The following is a 15,664-nucleotide window of genomic DNA, read 5'->3' as shown; positions in this document are numbered from 1 at the left end:
CCTTGAATATTAAGAAAAAGCTGTTTTTACATGCTCCCAATGTACACGTCGGTGGAGGGCTGACGCTTCTGCAGGCGCTGTATTCGGCGCCTGAGTTGAGCATTGATTTTGAGCACCTGGATATTCGCGCAGAAGGGTATTTGCCACCTACTCGAGGAGAAAGACGCTTTGTCCGCCCGACACTCCTCTCTAGACTGGTGGCTGAGTTGCGCCTTTGGTGCCGGGTTTCGCATCAGGATGTTGTGCTGTGCTTTCACGGTTTAGTACCGTTATTCCCCTTGAAGGGTGAGGTGACCGTTTTTTTGCAGAACAGGATTCTTCTGACCAAGGACACGCTGCAAGACTACCCTTTCAGGGCGAGAGTTCGTTTGTCCGTGGAAAGACTGTTGATCAAGGCGCTGTCCCGCAGAGTCAAAAAATTTATCGTTCAGACACCTTCCATGGCGATGCAAGCCCAAAAATATTTGGGTCCGCAGGCAGTCGTCGTTATCTGCCCATTTGTTGTTTCGAGTCACAGTACCAGTATGGCGAAGGGTAGTCGTTTTGATTTTGTGTACATTGCCAGTGCAGATCCTCACAAAAACCACCATAAACTCTTGGAAGCGTGGTGTCTGTTGGCGGAACAAGGGATACGTCCGAGTCTGGCACTGACGGTGCCTTCAGGATCATCGTTTTGCGCCCTGATTGACCAAATGACGCTGCAGTGGCAGCTAAACGTTTCTAACCTTGGGCAGCTCACTCCAATTGAGGTCTCAGCATTGTATGACCAATCGGCGGCGTTGATATATCCCTCTACAACCGAGTCACTGGGATTACCATTGATTGAAGCCAAAGAGCGAAATCTGCCTATTATCGCTGCCGAACTTGATTACGTTCGAGACGTTGTCAAACCGGTTGAAACCTTCAATCCTGATTCCCACGTCTCTATCGCCCGGGCGGTCAAGCGCCATCTCGGTATAGCTGAATGCCCTCAACCGATGCACGGTCCTCAGGTGTTTCTGGAAGAAGTACTGCGATGAGAGTGCTGGTATGGACACAATATTTCTGGCCAGAGAACTTTCATATCAACCAAGTGGTTGGTGAGTTATGCAGGCAAGGTGCAGACGTCACGGTCCTGACTGGCAAACCGAACTACCCCGATGGTGAGATCTTCTCAGGTTACCGCGCTCTGGGCGTTCAGATTGAGCAGCGTGAAGGTGTTGAGATAATCAGGCTCCCATTGCGTTCCAGAGGAAAAAGCTCGGCCAAAGGCCTGATACTTAATTACCTGTCCTTCATCGCGTCGGGTTATTTGCTGGGGCCATGGGCACTGCGTGGGCGCAAATTTGATGTGGTCTTTGTTTACGCACCTTCACCCTTGCTTCAGGCAATGCCTGCGATTTTTGTGTCCTGGCTCAAGCGAGCCCCGCTTGTTTTATGGGTTCAGGATATATGGCCTGAGTCCTTGCAGGCCACCGGCTTTGTTAAAAATCGCCGCGTCCTCAAAATCATAGAGTACGTTGTCCGATACATTTATCGTTTCTCGGATTCAATATTGATTCAGTCCGAAGGGTTCCGTGACTCGGTCCAACGCCTATCCAACAATTGGGTGAAAATAAAGTTTTTCCCTAACTCGGCTGCTGAATCAACCGGTGCAAATGATCTGAGGGGGAGGGTGCTAAGCCGCATTTCGAGCCACTTCTCCGTGGTTTTTGCTGGAAACATCGGGATAGCTCAGTCGTGTACGACCATTGTTGAAGCCGCCAGAATTTTACAGACCTACGAAGATATACGTTTTTTTGTAGTCGGCAGCGGAAGCATGGAAAACACGATTGCGAACATGATCAATGACCAGCATTTGCCCAATATCGAGTTGCTCGGGCGTGTTTCGCCGGAGGAAATTACGAGCATTTACGACGCTTCTTCAGTTTTGCTGCTAACCCTGCGCGATGACCCGATTCTGGCGGCAACGGTGCCCAGCAAGTTTCAAAGTTATCTGGCTGCAGGCAAACCTATTATTGCCAGTTGCAACGGTCAGACGGCACAGGTACTGGCGGACGCTAAGGCCGGGCTTGGTTGTGCGGCGGAAAACCCTTTGCAGTTGTCTGAGGCAGTACTCGAGTTATACGGAAGTGACCGTAAGCGGCTTGAAATGATGGGAGAAAGTGGAAGAGCATATTTTCTAAGCCATTTTCATCTGCCTGCTCGGGTTAGTCAGTTGATTGAGCATTTCGACAGCGTTGTTCATGAATACCACGAATGAATGCACAGGAGCAGCCTTCCAGCCATTTTCGACTCGCCACGCATCAACCCAAAAGACCCTTTTGTGACTTAAGTCAGCGATTTGAAACCTCACAGACCGACGTTTTCAAAACAGATCGTTCCTGTCATGTACGCTGCGCATGAGCTACCTTGAGCAGGTAGTGGGATGGTTGTCTGAGTCGTCAAAATTCAAAATGGTTATCGTCCGTCCGCCAAAACGGGGCCCGGTACACGGTCACTGACACCTCCTCTCGTCGTTTTTTTTCTGTGATGGCTCAGCCTACCTACGTACAATGGGTTTTACCGGGTCAAGCAAGGGAGTAGGCAGATTGGAACAGGGGTATATGGATAAACTGCGCATGTTTTTGCTGGCACTGCCGCGTCGACAGAAGCGGTTGATTCAGGTGCTGACAGACGTCGTTCTCGTTTGGATGGCGCTGTGGATGGCGTTTATCGTGCGGTTGGGGATTGATGAGATGATCAATCCTTTCAAAGTCCACTTCTGGCTTTTCGTCTGCGCTCCGGTTGTCGCGATTCCTTTGTTCATCCGATTCGGCATGTACCGTGCTGTCATGCGCTATTTTGGCAACGATGCCTTGGTTGCCATTATCAAGGCGGTCAGCCTCTCATCGTTGATCCTGGCGCTGGTGGTTTACTGGTATAGCAACCACGAGGCTGTCGTCCCGCGCTCCATTATTTTCAACTACTGGTGGCTCAGCTTAGTGATTATTGGAGGCCTGCGTCTTTGCATGCGTCAGTACTTCATGGGTGACTGGTTCACCGCTGCGCAGCATGTCCCCTTCACCAGTCGCGATGATGGTTTGACCAAAGTGGCTATCTACGGTGCAGGTGTGGCGGGCAACCAGTTGGTGGCAGCCATGCGGATGGGCCGGGTCATGCGTCCGGTCGCGTTTATCGATGACGATTCCAGCATTGCCGACCGCTCTATTTCCGGGCTGCAGGTCTACAAGCCCAAACATATCCAGCAAATGATCGACGTGACCGGTGCGCAGGAAATTCTACTGGCGCTGCCATCTTCGACACGAGCCAGGCGCCGGGAAATTCTCAATTTGCTGGAAGGTTACCCGCTGCATGTGCGCAGCGTGCCTAATTTCACCGATCTGGCCAGCGGTCGAGTGAAGGTCGAGGACATTCAGGAAGTCGACATCGCGGACCTGCTGGGACGTGACGCCGTTCCGGCGCAACCTGATTTGCTTGAACGTTGCATTAAAGGCAAGACGGTCATGGTCACCGGGGCCGGCGGTTCGATTGGCTCAGAACTTTGCCGTCAGATCTTCTGGTTAAGACCGACCACGCTTCTGCTCTTCGAACACAGTGAATTCAACCTTTACAGCATTCTCTCGGAACTGGAACAGCGGGGCATTCGTGAGTCGGTATCGATCAAGTTGTTACCCATCCTTGGTTCCATCCGTCATCAGCATAAACTTCTCGATGTCATGAAGACCTGGCGTGTGGATACCGTTTACCACGCTGCCGCTTACAAGCATGTCCCGATGGTGGAGCACAACATTGCCGAAGGCGTATTGAATAATGTAATTGGGACGCTCAATACGGCGCAGGCGGCATTGCAATCGGGTGTTTCCAACTTTGTGCTGATCTCCACTGACAAGGCTGTTCGCCCCACCAATGTGATGGGCAGCACCAAACGTCTCGCCGAGTTGACCCTTCAAGCATTGAGCCGTGAAATTGCCCCCGTCTTGTTCGGCGACAAGGCTAATGTGTCGCGCGTTAACAAAACCCGTTTCACCATGGTTCGTTTCGGCAATGTGCTGGGCTCGTCGGGTTCAGTCATTCCGCTGTTCCACCGCCAGATCAAGACCGGTGGCCCGTTGACGGTCACCCACCCGAAGATCACTCGTTATTTCATGACCATTCCTGAAGCCGCGCAATTGGTGATCCAGGCCGGCTCCATGGGGCAGGGCGGCGATGTGTTCGTCCTGGACATGGGCGAGCCGGTGAAGATTGTCGAACTGGCTGAGAAAATGATTCACCTGTCGGGATTGAGCATTCGTTCGGAGAAGAATCCGCAAGGGGATATCTCCATAGAGTTTACGGGGCTGCGCCCGGGCGAGAAACTGTATGAGGAGTTGTTGATTGGTGACAACGTCGCGGCCACCCAGCATCCGATGATCATGAGTGCCAACGAAGACCACCTACCCTGGGACGTGCTCAAGGGGCGTTTGACGGAGTTACTGGGGGCCGTTGAACAGGACGACTACGCTCGCGTCCGCCAGATCCTGCGCGAAACCGTCAGCGGCTACACCCCCGACGGCGAAATCGTCGATTGGATCTACCAACAACGCCGCCTCGAACCCTGATTGTTTCACATCCTGTAACCGACACACTTTTGACAGCTCCACTACATAGCCTAAGTTTGGAAGGCAGCTTCGGAAAAGCTGCTTTCTCAAACGATGTTATGGAGCTTCATCTATGCGTACTGGCTATTTTTACTCTTTGGTTTTTGCCCTTCTCACCAGCACCTCTGTTGCCACAATTGCCGCGCCCGCGGTGAAATCCGAAGTGGGAAATGCACCTTTGGTAATGGAAGTTTCTCCTAAGACGCAATCTGGCAAAGTCGATCTCAATGAAGCCGATGCACCGACATTGCAGCGTGAGCTGTCCGGTATCGGGGAGGCCAAAGCCAAGGCGATTGTTGCTTATCGTGAAAGTAATGGGCCATTTTCGTCCGTAGATGAACTGCTGGAAGTGAAGGGAATAGGGAAAGCGATTCTGGACAAGAACCGCGAAAAGCTTCAGGTGAACTAAGCTTGTAACTCAACGCCAGGGGCCGGTCATTGACCGGCCCTTTTTGCATTCTGGCGATTGGGCGGTGAGTCGCCTTTCATCGGCGCACTATAAATTACGGCTATCATATGCCCATAATATTATGCCTATAATTCGCTTGTTTGCCGCTGAGGCGTTCTGATGTTCAGACGCTCACTTTCCTCAAGCATTTCCCTGGAGCACAGTCATGACGTCCACCCAGTCCCAAGGTACGGCCCTTGTCACCGGTGCCTCTTCCGGTATCGGTGCGATTTACGCTGAGCGGTTGGCAGCGCGTGGTTTTGATTTGCTGTTGGTCGCTCGCGACGAGCAGCGGCTTGAGACGGCAGCGAGGAAATTGCGCGCCGAACACGGTGTTCAGGTGGAAGTGATCAAGGCAGACCTGACACAAAAGGATGATGTGCTGAAGATCGAACAACGGCTTCGCAGCGACTCGAGTATCAGTCTGTTGCTGAACAACGCAGGCGTCGCGTCGGATGGTCTGCTGGCGAATGCCGACATGGAACACTTGGAGAAGCTGATTCAATTGAACGTCACCACGGTTACACGCCTGGCATCGGCGGCAGCTGCCGGTTTTGCCAAGGCGGGGCGGGGATCGATCATCAATATTGCGTCGGTGGTGGCCTTGTTTCCCGAGCGCTTCAATGCGACCTACAGCGCCAGTAAAGCGTATGTGTTAAGTCTGACCCAGTCCTTGAATGCCGAACTGGAAGGCACCGGGGTCAAGGTTCAAGCCGTTTTGCCGGGCGTCACGCGCACCGAGATCTGGGAACGCTCCGGTATCGACGCCAGCCAGATTCCGGCGGAGATGGTCATGGAAGCAGGTGAAATGGTGGATGCCGCGTTATCCGGCCTGGATCAGGGCGAACTGATCACCATTCCATCGTTGCCAAACGCCTCCGAGTGGAACGACTTTGTAAAGGCCCGCCTGGTCATGGCTCCGAATCTTTCCAAAAGCACCGCCGCCACACGTTACAAATGAAACACCTTCAACCGAATTGAGGTAATTACGGCATGAGTGATCGTCGAGTAGTTGTCACCGGCATGGGTCTGGTGTCTCCGCTGGGTAGCGGTGTAGAAGCGGTCTGGGAGCGTCTGCTGGCCGGACGTTCCGGTTTGCGAAGGTTGCCGGACGAAGTGGTCGCCGATTTGCCAGCGAAGGTGGGCGGTGTGGTGCCGACTGCCGAGGAGGACGCCGAGGCGGGTTTTGATCCGGATCGGGCGACGCCACCCAAAGAGCAGAAGAAGATGGACCGCTTCATACTGTTTGCCATGGAAGCTGCGCGGCAGGCATTGGAGCAGGCCGGTTGGCAAGCACCGGACGCGAAAGCCCAAGAACGCACGGCAACCATTATCGGTTCCGGCGTTGGCGGATTCGGCGCGATTGCCGACGCGGTGCGCACCACCGACAGCCGTGGTCCACGGCGACTGTCGCCTTTCACCATCCCTTCGTTCCTGGTCAATCTAGCGGCTGGCCATGTGTCGATCCGGCACGGATTCAAAGGTCCGTTGGGCGCTCCGGTGACAGCGTGCGCGGCAGGGGTTCAAGCGATGGGGGATGCCGCGCGGCTGATTCGTTGTGGCGAAGCGGACATTGCGGTGTGCGGTGGCGCTGAGGCAGCGATCGATCGGGTCAGCCTTGCCGGGTTCGCGGCGGCGCGTGCCTTGTCCAGCGGTTTCAACGAAACTCCGGAGCGTGCTTCCCGGCCGTTCGACAGTGATCGTGACGGCTTTGTGATGGGTGAGGGCGCAGGACTCCTGGTGATTGAATCTCTGGAGCATGCCTTGGCGCGAGGGGCGCAACCTTTAGCCGAGTTGGTCGGCTACGGCACCAGCGCCGATGCCTACCATCTGACGGCGGGTCCCGAAGATGGCAACGGTGCGCGCCGGGCGATGTCGCTGGCATTGGCGCAGGCTGGTATTTCAGCAGCCCAGGTGCAACATCTCAATGCGCACGCTACGTCGACGCCGGTAGGCGACCTCGGCGAATTAGCCGCGATCAAGTCGTTGTTCGGCTCAGACAACAAGGTGGCGGTCACGTCGACCAAATCGGCGACCGGGCATTTGCTCGGTGCCGCTGGCGGGATCGAGGCGATTTTCACGCTGTTGGCGATTCGCGATCAGATCGTGCCGGCCACCTTGAATTTCGATAACCCTGACCCGGCGGCGCACGGTGTGGACATCGTCCACGGTCAGGCACGGCCAATGGCTATCGAGTACGCGTTGTCCAACGGCTTCGGGTTTGGTGGGGTCAATGCCAGCGTGCTGTTCAAGCGCTGGCAGGGTTAATCCTGGGGTTGTTTAAGGAATGCGCGGGTCACGTCGAGAATCCGCTGAGCCAGTTCCGGACTCTCGACACTGCGCGATAGCAACAATGCGCCGACCAGGGCGGACATGATGAAGACGCTCTGGTCAGCGGCATCTTCGCCTTCAAGGGTGCTCTCTATTTGTTGAAGCCGTGCGTTCAGCACCACGTCCGAGGTTGGACTTGGCTGCCCACGCAAGCCAAGTTCCGAGGACATGGTCGGCAACGGGCATCCTTCATGTGGCGAAGTCTGGTGCCATTCCGATAAATAAGTGTCGATGAACGCTTCCAGCGGTCGATCCTCGGCGAACAGCTCGGCACACACCACGGCGCACTGATCGCCAGCCTCTTGTAATGCCTCTTCAACCAGTTCGTCCTTGGACTTGAAGTGCGAGTAAAAGCCGCCATGGGTCAGCCCCAACGCTTTCATCAGCGGTTGCAGGCCGGTCGCACCAATACCGTCGCGGCGGAATCGCGCGGAGGCTTCCTTGATGATGCGCTGATGGGTCTGGGCTTTATGGTCCTGCGAGTAACGCATCTGAAATCTCCGCAACAATGCGCCATCTTAACCAATGAAAATAAGATGGTGTTTGTACTTCTACTTCTATAAAGCATGCAGAAGCGTCTAACTCCGTCTTAAGCGGGGCGTGAACTGGCACGGATAGTGATTACCCACTTGCCAGAGATTGTTGAACAATCATAAGGCGAAGCGCATGAGCAACGGGCAATCCCTGGCCGATCACATCACACTGGAATTGCGAGCCGACATTATTGGCGGCCGTTTGGTGCCCGGCATGGCGTTGGTAGAAAACGATCTGGTGTCTGCTTATAACGCTTCTCGCAACACGATCCGCGAAGCGTTGCACCGCTTGGGCCAGGAAGGCTTGACCGTGTATGTCCGCAACAAAGGGGTGAGCGTGCGCAGGCTAGGCGTCGTGGACGTGCGGGACTTGTTCAAGGTCCGGCGCACCCTGGAACTGCAAGCCATCAACGCCAGTCAGCCGCTGCGCGACGATCAATCCGAACGGATGCTCCAGGCCCTGGAAGCCACCGAGCTGGCCAGGGAACGCGAGGACTGGCGTGCCGTTGGCACTCACAGCCTGGCCTTTCATCAACACATTGTCGGGTTGCTGCGCAGTCCGTTGTTTGATGAGTTCTTCACCAACGTCGTCGCGCAATTGCGCCTGGTGTTCTCCACCGCGCCCGATGAATCACATTTTCAGGCGCCATGGCTGGCGCGTGATCGGCAGATCCATGCCTTACTGGCCGAGGGCGATACCCGCGCAGCTGCGGATGCCATGAGCCTTTACCTGGATGATTCGGAACACCTTCTGTTGCAGATATGTACCCCTTCTTCCCATCACTGATCGAGGATTTGTGCCATGTACAAAGATTATCCGGCGGCCTATCAAGTCAGCAAAGGCTCGGCGTTGCAGGTGGATACAGCCTTCTACGAGCGGATTCGAGATGCGAAGGACAGGCGTACGCTGATCGAGCAGTTTGAAGTGCCTATCCGCACTGGCCGCGCCTGGAACGTGCCGGCAGGCCATGTGTTTCGAGTGACCACACCGGTCGGGCCGCAAGTGGGGGATTTCAACGTCTGGAATGCCCAAGACCCACGGGAGCGCTTGTGGGCTGCGCGCACCCGTCAATTGCAGGGCGCCCACGTCAGCACCCACGACCGGCTCTGGTCAAACCTGCCCTTTTTGCGGCCGCTGGTGACCATTACCGACGACAGTCTGGCGAGCTATGGCATCGACGAACATGGTGGTCGTCTGCACGATTTGCTCGGCACCCGTTGCGATCCCTATGTGAACAAAATGCTCACCGGCGAGGACTTCCATCATCACTGCCACTCCAACCTGACCCGGGCCGTGTTGCCCCATGGCCTGACCGAGTTCGACGTGCATGACGTGCTGAACATCTTCCAGTGCACCGGCCTCAACCACGACGACCTTTATTTCATGAAAGCCTGTCCGGCGCAGAAGGGCGATTACCTGGAGTTCTTTGCCGAGATCGATTTGCTGTGCGCGCTCTCGACCTGTCCAGGTGGTGACCTGTCGCTGGCCATGTGGGGGCCAGACGCGCAGGATCCCCTGACCGTATGTCGTCCTCTGGGCGTGGAGATTTATCGGCTGGAGGAGTCACTCCTGGAAGGCTGGAGCCAACCGGAGCGTGCGGCGTACAAAGGCATGCATGGCTTGCACATCGCCAAAGCCGACTGGGAACAATAAAAAAGAAAAACCCTGTCATTCGCTGAGAATGACAGGGGTCTAAGTCAGCGGTCCTGTGCTTCCTTGGCATCCATTTCCGCATTGCGCTCAGCGACGCGTTTTCGTTGCTCTTCGGTCAGGTCGACCTTGGTGGCGGTGTCTCGCAACATCATCAAGCCACCAACGATCGAGCCGATTGCAACGACCAGAATCAACCAGGCATACCAGGGCATAGGGCTCTCCTTGAGGCAGGGCGATCGGCGGAGGTCGCCAATCGATCGTGCATACCACTTTGAGCGATGGAATTTCGCAGTGGTTCCATTCTATGCCTGATATGCCAACTGCACCTGAAGCGTTTACAGCCCGGTCAGCATCGCGTCTGCCGGTGCATCAGCGCGCAATTGCGCGGTCAGCAGGAAGTACATGAAACCAGCCGCCATGAAGCCGAGGAAGACCAGCCCGATCAAGGCGTTGAACCAGGCCATCGCCACCAGGCAGACCACCGCCAGTACCAGCGCGATCATCGGCACCAGCGGATAGCACGGCGCACGGAACGTCCGCTCAAGATTCGGTTCGGTTTTGCGCAGTTTGAACAGACTGAGCATGCTCATGATGTACATCACGATGGCACCGAACACTGCCATGGTGATCATCGCCGCCGTCAGTGTCATGCCGCCGAGGTTAATCAAGCCGTCGCTGTAAATGGCGGCGATGCCGATCACGCCGCCAGCGATGATTGCCCGGTGCGGCGTCTGGAAGCGCGACAGCTTGGCCAGGTAAGTCGGCAGATAACCGGCCCGGGCCAGCGCGAAGAACTGCCGCGAGTAGCCAAGGATGATCCCGTGGAAACTCGCCACCAAGCCGAACAGGCCGATCCACACCAACATATGCAGCCAGCCGGAGCTTTCACCGACCACGGTTTTCATCGCTTGCGGCAGTGGATCGTTGATGTTCGACAGGGTACGCCAGTCGCCTACGCCGCCAGCAAAGAACATCACGCCCATGGCCAGCACTACCAGGGTCAGGATGCCGCTGATATACGCCTTGGGAATCGTGCGTTTCGGGTCCTTGGCTTCTTCGGCAGCCATGGCGGCGCCTTCGATGGCGAGGAAAAACCAGATCGCAAACGGAATCGCCGCAAACATCCCGGCAATCGCCGGGGCACCGAAAACGTCGGAACCGGCCCAACCATTCAACGCGAAGTTGCTGAAACTGAACGCCGGCGCAACCACGCCCATGAACACCAGCAACTCGGCGACCGCCAGCACGCAGACCACCAGCTCGAACGTCGCCGCGAGTTTCACCCCGAGGATGTTCAGGCCCATGAACACAATGTAGGCGCCGACTGCCGCGTGTTTCGGATCGAGGGCCGGAAACTGCACGTTCAGGTAGGCGCCGATTGCCAAAGCAATCGCCGGCGGGGCGAAGACGAATTCGATCAGCGTCGCCAGTCCGGCGATCAGCCCGCCTTTTTCGCCAAAGGCGCGGCGACTGTAGGCGAAGGGGCCGCCGGCATGGGGAATCGCCGTGGTCAGTTCGGTGAAACTGAAGATGAAGCAGGTGTACATCGTCGCGACCATGAACGAGGTCACCAGAAAGCCCAATGTGCCCGCGACGCCCCAGCCGTAGCTCCAGCCGAAATACTCACCGGAAATCACCAGCCCGACGGCGATGCCCCACAGGTGCAACGTGCCCAGTGTGGGTTTGAGTTGTGTGTTCATGCGCTTGCTCCCTGAACGGTTTGGATTGCTCGGGGAGGATGTTTGCAGTGGGCGTGCCAGTGTGGTGATAGCAGTCGTAAAGCGTAAAAAGGTGTCGTATCGGGGATGTTCGCTGCTGGATGTCCGCATTTTTATGCGCCAGTTGAGGGCATGGGTTTCAGTTGTGCCGCCCTCGCGAGCAAGCTCGGCTCCCACAGGATTTGGGTCAATCTCCAAATCCGGCTCCACCACTGAAACCTGTGGGAGCCGGGCTTGCCCGCGATGAGGCCCGGACAGACGCTGCAAAAATCTGCTGTAACGCCCGCATAAACCCACTCTTTACGCTTTCTTTATGCCCCGCCCGCACCCTCGATCTCGTTCCTTTACAGCCTCCCTGCCGACAATGACTCCACACGCGGCAATACGCCGTAACACGGAGAACTTCCATGAGCGTTCTGGACGGAGTGTCACTGCTACTGGCAGTGGGGCTGTTCATTTATCTGTTGGTTGCGCTGTTGCGCGCGGACCGGAACTAGGAGCGGCTATGCACAGTTATGACTATTGGCTGATCCTCGCGTTTTTCGCGGTGGTATTGGTCCCGGCGCCGTTCCTCGGGCGCTTCTGCTACAAGGTAATGGAAGGTCAGCGCACGTGGCTGACGCCGATTCTCGGGCCGGTGGAGCGTGGCTGTTATCGCGTGGCCGGCGTTGATCCGCAAGCCGAACAGAGCTGGCAGAAATACACCCTGGCCTTGCTCGCCTTCAACCTCGCGGGCTTCTTGCTGTTGTTCGCGATCCTGTTGTTCCAGGATCACCTGCCGCTGAACCCGCAAAACCTGCCGGGCCAGGAATGGACGCTGGCGTTCAACACCGCTGTCAGCTTCATGACCAACACCAACTGGCAGGCCTACAGCGGCGAAGCGTCGCTGAGCTACCTGAGCCAGATGGTTGGTCTGACCGTGCAAAACTTCGTCAGTGCCGCCACCGGCCTGGCGGTATTGGTTGCGCTGTGTCGCGGTATCGGTCGCAAGTCGACCAAGACCCTGGGCAACTTCTGGGTCGACATGACCCGCGCTACCCTCTACGGCTTGCTGCCGCTGTGCCTGCTGCTGGCGCTGTATCTGGTCTGGCAGGGCGTGCCGCAAACCTTCGCCCAGTACGTGAATGCCGTGACGATGCAAGGCGTCGATCAAGTGATCCCCCTCGGCCCGGCTGCCAGCCAGATTGCGATCAAGCAACTGGGTACTAACGGTGGCGGCTTCTTCGGTGTCAACTCGGCGCACCCGTTCGAGAACCCGACGGCGTGGAGCAACCTGTTCGAAGTCGGCTCGATCATTCTGATTCCGGTCGCTCTGGTGTTCACCTTCGGCCACTACGTCAAAGACCTGCGTCAGAGCCGCGCGATCATCGCCTGCATGCTGGCGCTGTTCCTGATCGGCGGTGCGACCTCGCTGTGGGCTGAATACCAACCGAACCCGACCCTGAACAACGTCGCCGTCGAACAGACCGCGCCGCTGGAAGGCAAGGAAGCACGCTTCGGCACCACGGCCACGGTGCTGTGGTCGGTGACCACCACGGCGGCGTCCAACGGGTCGGTCAACGGCATGCACGACAGCCTCAACCCGCTGAGCGGCATGGTCGCGCTGGTCAACATGATGGTCGGCGAAGTGATCTTCGGCGGCGTCGGTGCCGGGCTCTACGGCATGTTGCTCAACGTGTTGATCGCGGTGTTTCTCGCCGGCCTGATGATCGGCCGCACCCCGGAATACCTCGGCAAGAAACTGCAAGCCCGGGAAGTGCAACTGCTGGTGGTGACCCTGCTGGTGATGCCGGTCGGCGTGCTGGTGCTCGGCGCGATTGCAGCGAGTCTGCCGGGTCCGGTCGCGGCGGTGAGTAACCCCGGCCCTCACGGTTTCAGTCAGTTGCTTTACGCCTACACCTCGGCCAGTGCCAACAACGGTTCGGCGTTCGGCGGCTTCGGTGCCAACACCGCGTTCCACAACCTGATGCTCGGCCTTGGCATGTTGATCGGTCGCTTCGGTTACATCCTCCCGGTACTGGCATTGGCCGGCAGCCTGGCGATGAAGAAAACCGCACCGATCGGCCAGAACAGCTTCCCGACCCATGGCCCGCTGTTTGTGACCCTGCTAACCGTGACCATTTTGCTGGTGGGTGGTTTGACCTTCTTGCCGACGCTGGCGCTGGGTCCGATTGCTGAACATCTGAGCATGGCTGCCTTTTGAATAAGGAGCTAAGGAATCCATCATGAATATGCCTGTAAGCAAAACCGCCGTCGTCAAGGCGCCGGAACAACCGAAAACAGCGATCTCGGCCCTCTGGCGCCCGGCGCTGGTGCAAGCCTTCGTCAAGCTCGACCCACGGCAATTGCAGCGTGCGCCGGTGATGCTGGTGGTCGAACTGACCGCCGTGTTGACCACCGTGCTGTGCTTCATTCCCGACAGCGCCGTGCCAACCTTCGTCGCTGCGCAAATCGCGCTGTGGCTGTGGTTTACCGTGTTGTTCGCCAACTTCGCCGAGGCCTTGGCTGAAGGTCGCGGCAAGGCCCGCGCCGATAGCCTCAAGGCCGGCAGCGAAGGCTTGAGCGCTCGTCGCAAAACCAGCAACGGCACCTTTCAGGTAGTGCCGGCCGCGAGCCTGCGAAAAGGCGATGTGGTGCGCGTCGAAGCCGGGGAAATGATCCCCGGTGACGGCGAGGTAATCGAAGGTATTGCAGCCGTCAACGAAGCGGCGATCACAGGCGAATCCGCGCCGGTGATCCGTGAGTCCGGCGGCGACCGCTCGGCCGTCACCGGCAACACCCGGCTGGTGTCCGACTGGCTGCTGGTGAAGATCACCGCCAACCCTGGCGAATCGACACTGGACCGCATGATCGCCTTGGTCGAAGGCGCCAAACGCCAGAAAACCCCGAACGAAGTGGCGCTCGACATCCTGCTGATCGGCCTGACCCTGATCTTCCTGCTGGTGGTCGTGACCCTGCAACCGTTCGCCCACTTTGCCAATGGCAGCTTGCCGCTGGTGTTCCTGGTGGCGCTGTTGGTCACGCTGATTCCGACCACCATTGGTGGCTTGTTGTCCGCCATCGGGATCGCCGGGATGGACCGTCTGGTGCGGTTGAACGTGATCGCCAAGTCCGGTCGTGCTGTGGAAGCGGCGGGTGACGTGCACGTCCTGCTGCTGGACAAGACTGGCACCATCACCTTCGGTAACCGTCGTTGCACCGCGGTGCATCCGGCACCGGGCGTCACCGCCAAGGAACTGGCCGAGGGCGCGTTGTTCGCCTCGCTGGCCGATGACACGGCTGAAGGCAAATCCATCGTTGAGTACCTGCGCGGCACTCAGCCACAACCCGAACCTGCCGCTGAGTTGCTGACAGCGGTACCGTTCAGCGCGGAAACCCGTCTGTCCGGTGTCGACTATCAGGGCCGTGTGTACCGCAAAGGCGCGGTGGATTCTCTGCTGGCGTTCGTCGGCCTGAAGCGCGCTGACCTGGCCGCATCGCTGTCCCGGGAAGTCGACAAGATCGCCCAAAGCGGCGGCACCCCGTTGCTGGTCTGCGCCGACGGCAAACTGCTCGGTGTGATTCACCTCAAGGACGTGGTCAAGCCCGGCATCCGCGAGCGTTTCGCCGAGCTGCGCAAACTGGGGATTCGCACGGTCATGGTGACCGGCGACAACCCACTGACCGCCGCCGCGATTGCTGCCGAAGCGGGCGTCGACGACGTGCTGGCCGAAGCCACCCCAGAGAAAAAACTGGCGCGCATCCGTCACGAGCAAAACGACGGTCGCCTGGTCGCCATGTGCGGCGACGGCGCCAACGATGCCCCGGCACTGGCCCAGGCGGACGTCGGCATGGCGATGAACGACGGCACCCAAGCGGCGCGCGAAGCGGCCAACATGGTCGACCTCGACAGCGATCCGACGAAGCTGCTGGACGTGGTGCAGATCGGCAAGGAATTGCTGGTGACCCGCGGTGCGTTGACGACCTTCTCCATCGCCAACGACGTGGCCAAATACTTCGCGATTTTGCCGGCGCTGTTCGCTTCGATCTACCCGCAACTGGGTGTGCTCAACGTCATGCACCTGACCAGTCCGCAGAGCGCGATTCTCTCGGCCATCGTCTTCAACGCTTTGATCATCGTCGTGTTGATTCCACTGGCCTTGCGTGGCGTGCGGGTGCAGGCCGCGAGTGCGGCGGCATTGCTGCGACGCAATCTGTTGATCTATGGATTGGGCGGGATTCTGGTGCCGTTCGTGGGCATCAAGGCAATCGACATGCTGTTGACGGCGTTGCATCTGGTTTGACGCCATCGTCGGAACGCCGCCCGGAGCAAGCTCGCTCCCACAGGGAAATGCGGTGCTTTTGTAGGAGTGAGCCTGCTC

At 57.7% G+C, this 15,664-nt stretch carries 14 protein-coding genes; 11 read left to right on the top strand and 3 right to left on the bottom strand.

Annotated features, from left to right (window positions below; genetic code table 11):
- Positions 1-2 precede the first annotated feature (2 nt).
- The 6 genes from NL116_RS21895 to fabF all read left to right on the top strand — a co-directional run bounded on the left by NL116_RS21895 (position 3) and on the right by fabF (position 7,335).
- Positions 3-1,019 carry a glycosyltransferase gene (locus NL116_RS21895; protein WP_494374000.1) on the top strand — a complete coding sequence of 339 codons (1,017 nt, stop codon included), beginning with the start codon at positions 3-5 and terminating at the stop codon, positions 1,017-1,019.
- The gene (locus NL116_RS21890; RefSeq protein ID WP_494373999.1) at positions 1,016-2,242 is read left to right on the top strand and encodes a glycosyltransferase family 4 protein; all 1,227 of its coding nucleotides are present in this window, start codon (positions 1,016-1,018) and stop codon (positions 2,240-2,242) included. The genes NL116_RS21895 and NL116_RS21890 overlap by 4 nt, the downstream gene beginning before the upstream one ends.
- A gap of 343 nt (positions 2,243-2,585) precedes the next feature.
- On the top strand, positions 2,586-4,580 hold the full coding sequence (locus NL116_RS21885; RefSeq protein WP_494373998.1) for a polysaccharide biosynthesis protein: 1,995 nt from the start codon (positions 2,586-2,588) through the stop codon (positions 4,578-4,580).
- A 112-nt stretch (positions 4,581-4,692) separates the two neighbouring features.
- Complete coding sequence (locus NL116_RS21880; protein ID WP_494373997.1) at positions 4,693-5,028, top strand: ComEA family DNA-binding protein; 336 nt, start codon at positions 4,693-4,695, stop codon at positions 5,026-5,028.
- Between the two features lie 205 nt (positions 5,029-5,233).
- Entirely contained in the window at positions 5,234-6,028 is a 795-nt protein-coding gene (locus NL116_RS21875) for an SDR family NAD(P)-dependent oxidoreductase (RefSeq protein WP_494373996.1), read from the top strand.
- A 32-nt stretch (positions 6,029-6,060) separates the two neighbouring features.
- Entirely contained in the window at positions 6,061-7,335 is a 1,275-nt protein-coding gene (gene fabF, locus NL116_RS21870; protein ID WP_494373995.1) for a beta-ketoacyl-ACP synthase II, read from the top strand.
- Here the strand turns inward: fabF and NL116_RS21865 are convergent.
- Positions 7,332-7,889: a TetR/AcrR family transcriptional regulator gene (locus NL116_RS21865; protein WP_494373994.1), complete on the bottom strand. Its 558-nt coding sequence runs from the start codon at positions 7,887-7,889 to the stop codon at positions 7,332-7,334. The two genes, fabF and NL116_RS21865, sit on opposite strands and share 4 nt — an antisense overlap.
- Positions 7,890-8,064: 175 nt before the next feature.
- Between NL116_RS21865 and NL116_RS21860 the strand changes: the two genes are divergently transcribed.
- Together NL116_RS21860 and NL116_RS21855 are read left to right on the top strand one after the other, a co-directional pair.
- The gene (locus NL116_RS21860; RefSeq protein WP_494373993.1) at positions 8,065-8,718 is read left to right on the top strand and encodes a GntR family transcriptional regulator; all 654 of its coding nucleotides are present in this window, start codon (positions 8,065-8,067) and stop codon (positions 8,716-8,718) included.
- Positions 8,719-8,733: 15 nt separating this feature from the next.
- Complete coding sequence (locus NL116_RS21855; RefSeq protein WP_494373992.1) at positions 8,734-9,585, top strand: urea carboxylase-associated family protein; 852 nt, start codon at positions 8,734-8,736, stop codon at positions 9,583-9,585.
- Positions 9,586-9,629: 44 nt separating this feature from the next.
- Here the strand turns inward: NL116_RS21855 and NL116_RS21850 are convergent, their stop codons facing one another.
- Both NL116_RS21850 and eat read right to left on the bottom strand, forming a co-directional pair.
- A complete protein-coding gene (locus NL116_RS21850) occupies positions 9,630-9,797 on the bottom strand; it encodes a DUF2897 family protein (protein WP_081744012.1) in 168 nt (55 codons plus the stop codon).
- Positions 9,798-9,920: 123 nt separating this feature from the next.
- Positions 9,921-11,285, bottom strand: a complete 1,365-nt coding sequence (eat, locus tag NL116_RS21845; protein ID WP_494373991.1) for an ethanolamine permease — start codon at positions 11,283-11,285, stop codon at positions 9,921-9,923.
- A 425-nt stretch (positions 11,286-11,710) separates the two neighbouring features.
- Between eat and kdpF the strand changes: the two genes are divergently transcribed.
- The 3 genes from kdpF to kdpB are packed head-to-tail and all read left to right on the top strand — an operon-like array spanning position 11,711 to position 15,586.
- Positions 11,711-11,800: a K(+)-transporting ATPase subunit F gene (gene kdpF, locus NL116_RS21840; RefSeq protein ID WP_007899818.1), complete on the top strand. Its 90-nt coding sequence runs from the start codon at positions 11,711-11,713 to the stop codon at positions 11,798-11,800.
- Positions 11,801-11,808: 8 nt separating this feature from the next.
- Positions 11,809-13,506 carry a potassium-transporting ATPase subunit KdpA gene (gene kdpA / locus NL116_RS21835; RefSeq protein WP_494373990.1) on the top strand — a complete coding sequence of 566 codons (1,698 nt, stop codon included), beginning with the start codon at positions 11,809-11,811 and terminating at the stop codon, positions 13,504-13,506.
- 22 nt (positions 13,507-13,528) lie between these two features.
- Positions 13,529-15,586: a potassium-transporting ATPase subunit KdpB gene (gene kdpB, locus NL116_RS21830; RefSeq protein ID WP_494373989.1), complete on the top strand. Its 2,058-nt coding sequence runs from the start codon at positions 13,529-13,531 to the stop codon at positions 15,584-15,586.
- Positions 15,587-15,664: the final 78 nt, after the last annotated feature.

Source organism: Pseudomonas sp. FBCC-B1667 (assembly GCF_059133255.1).
This window is presented reverse-complemented; position numbering and strand designations above follow the sequence as displayed.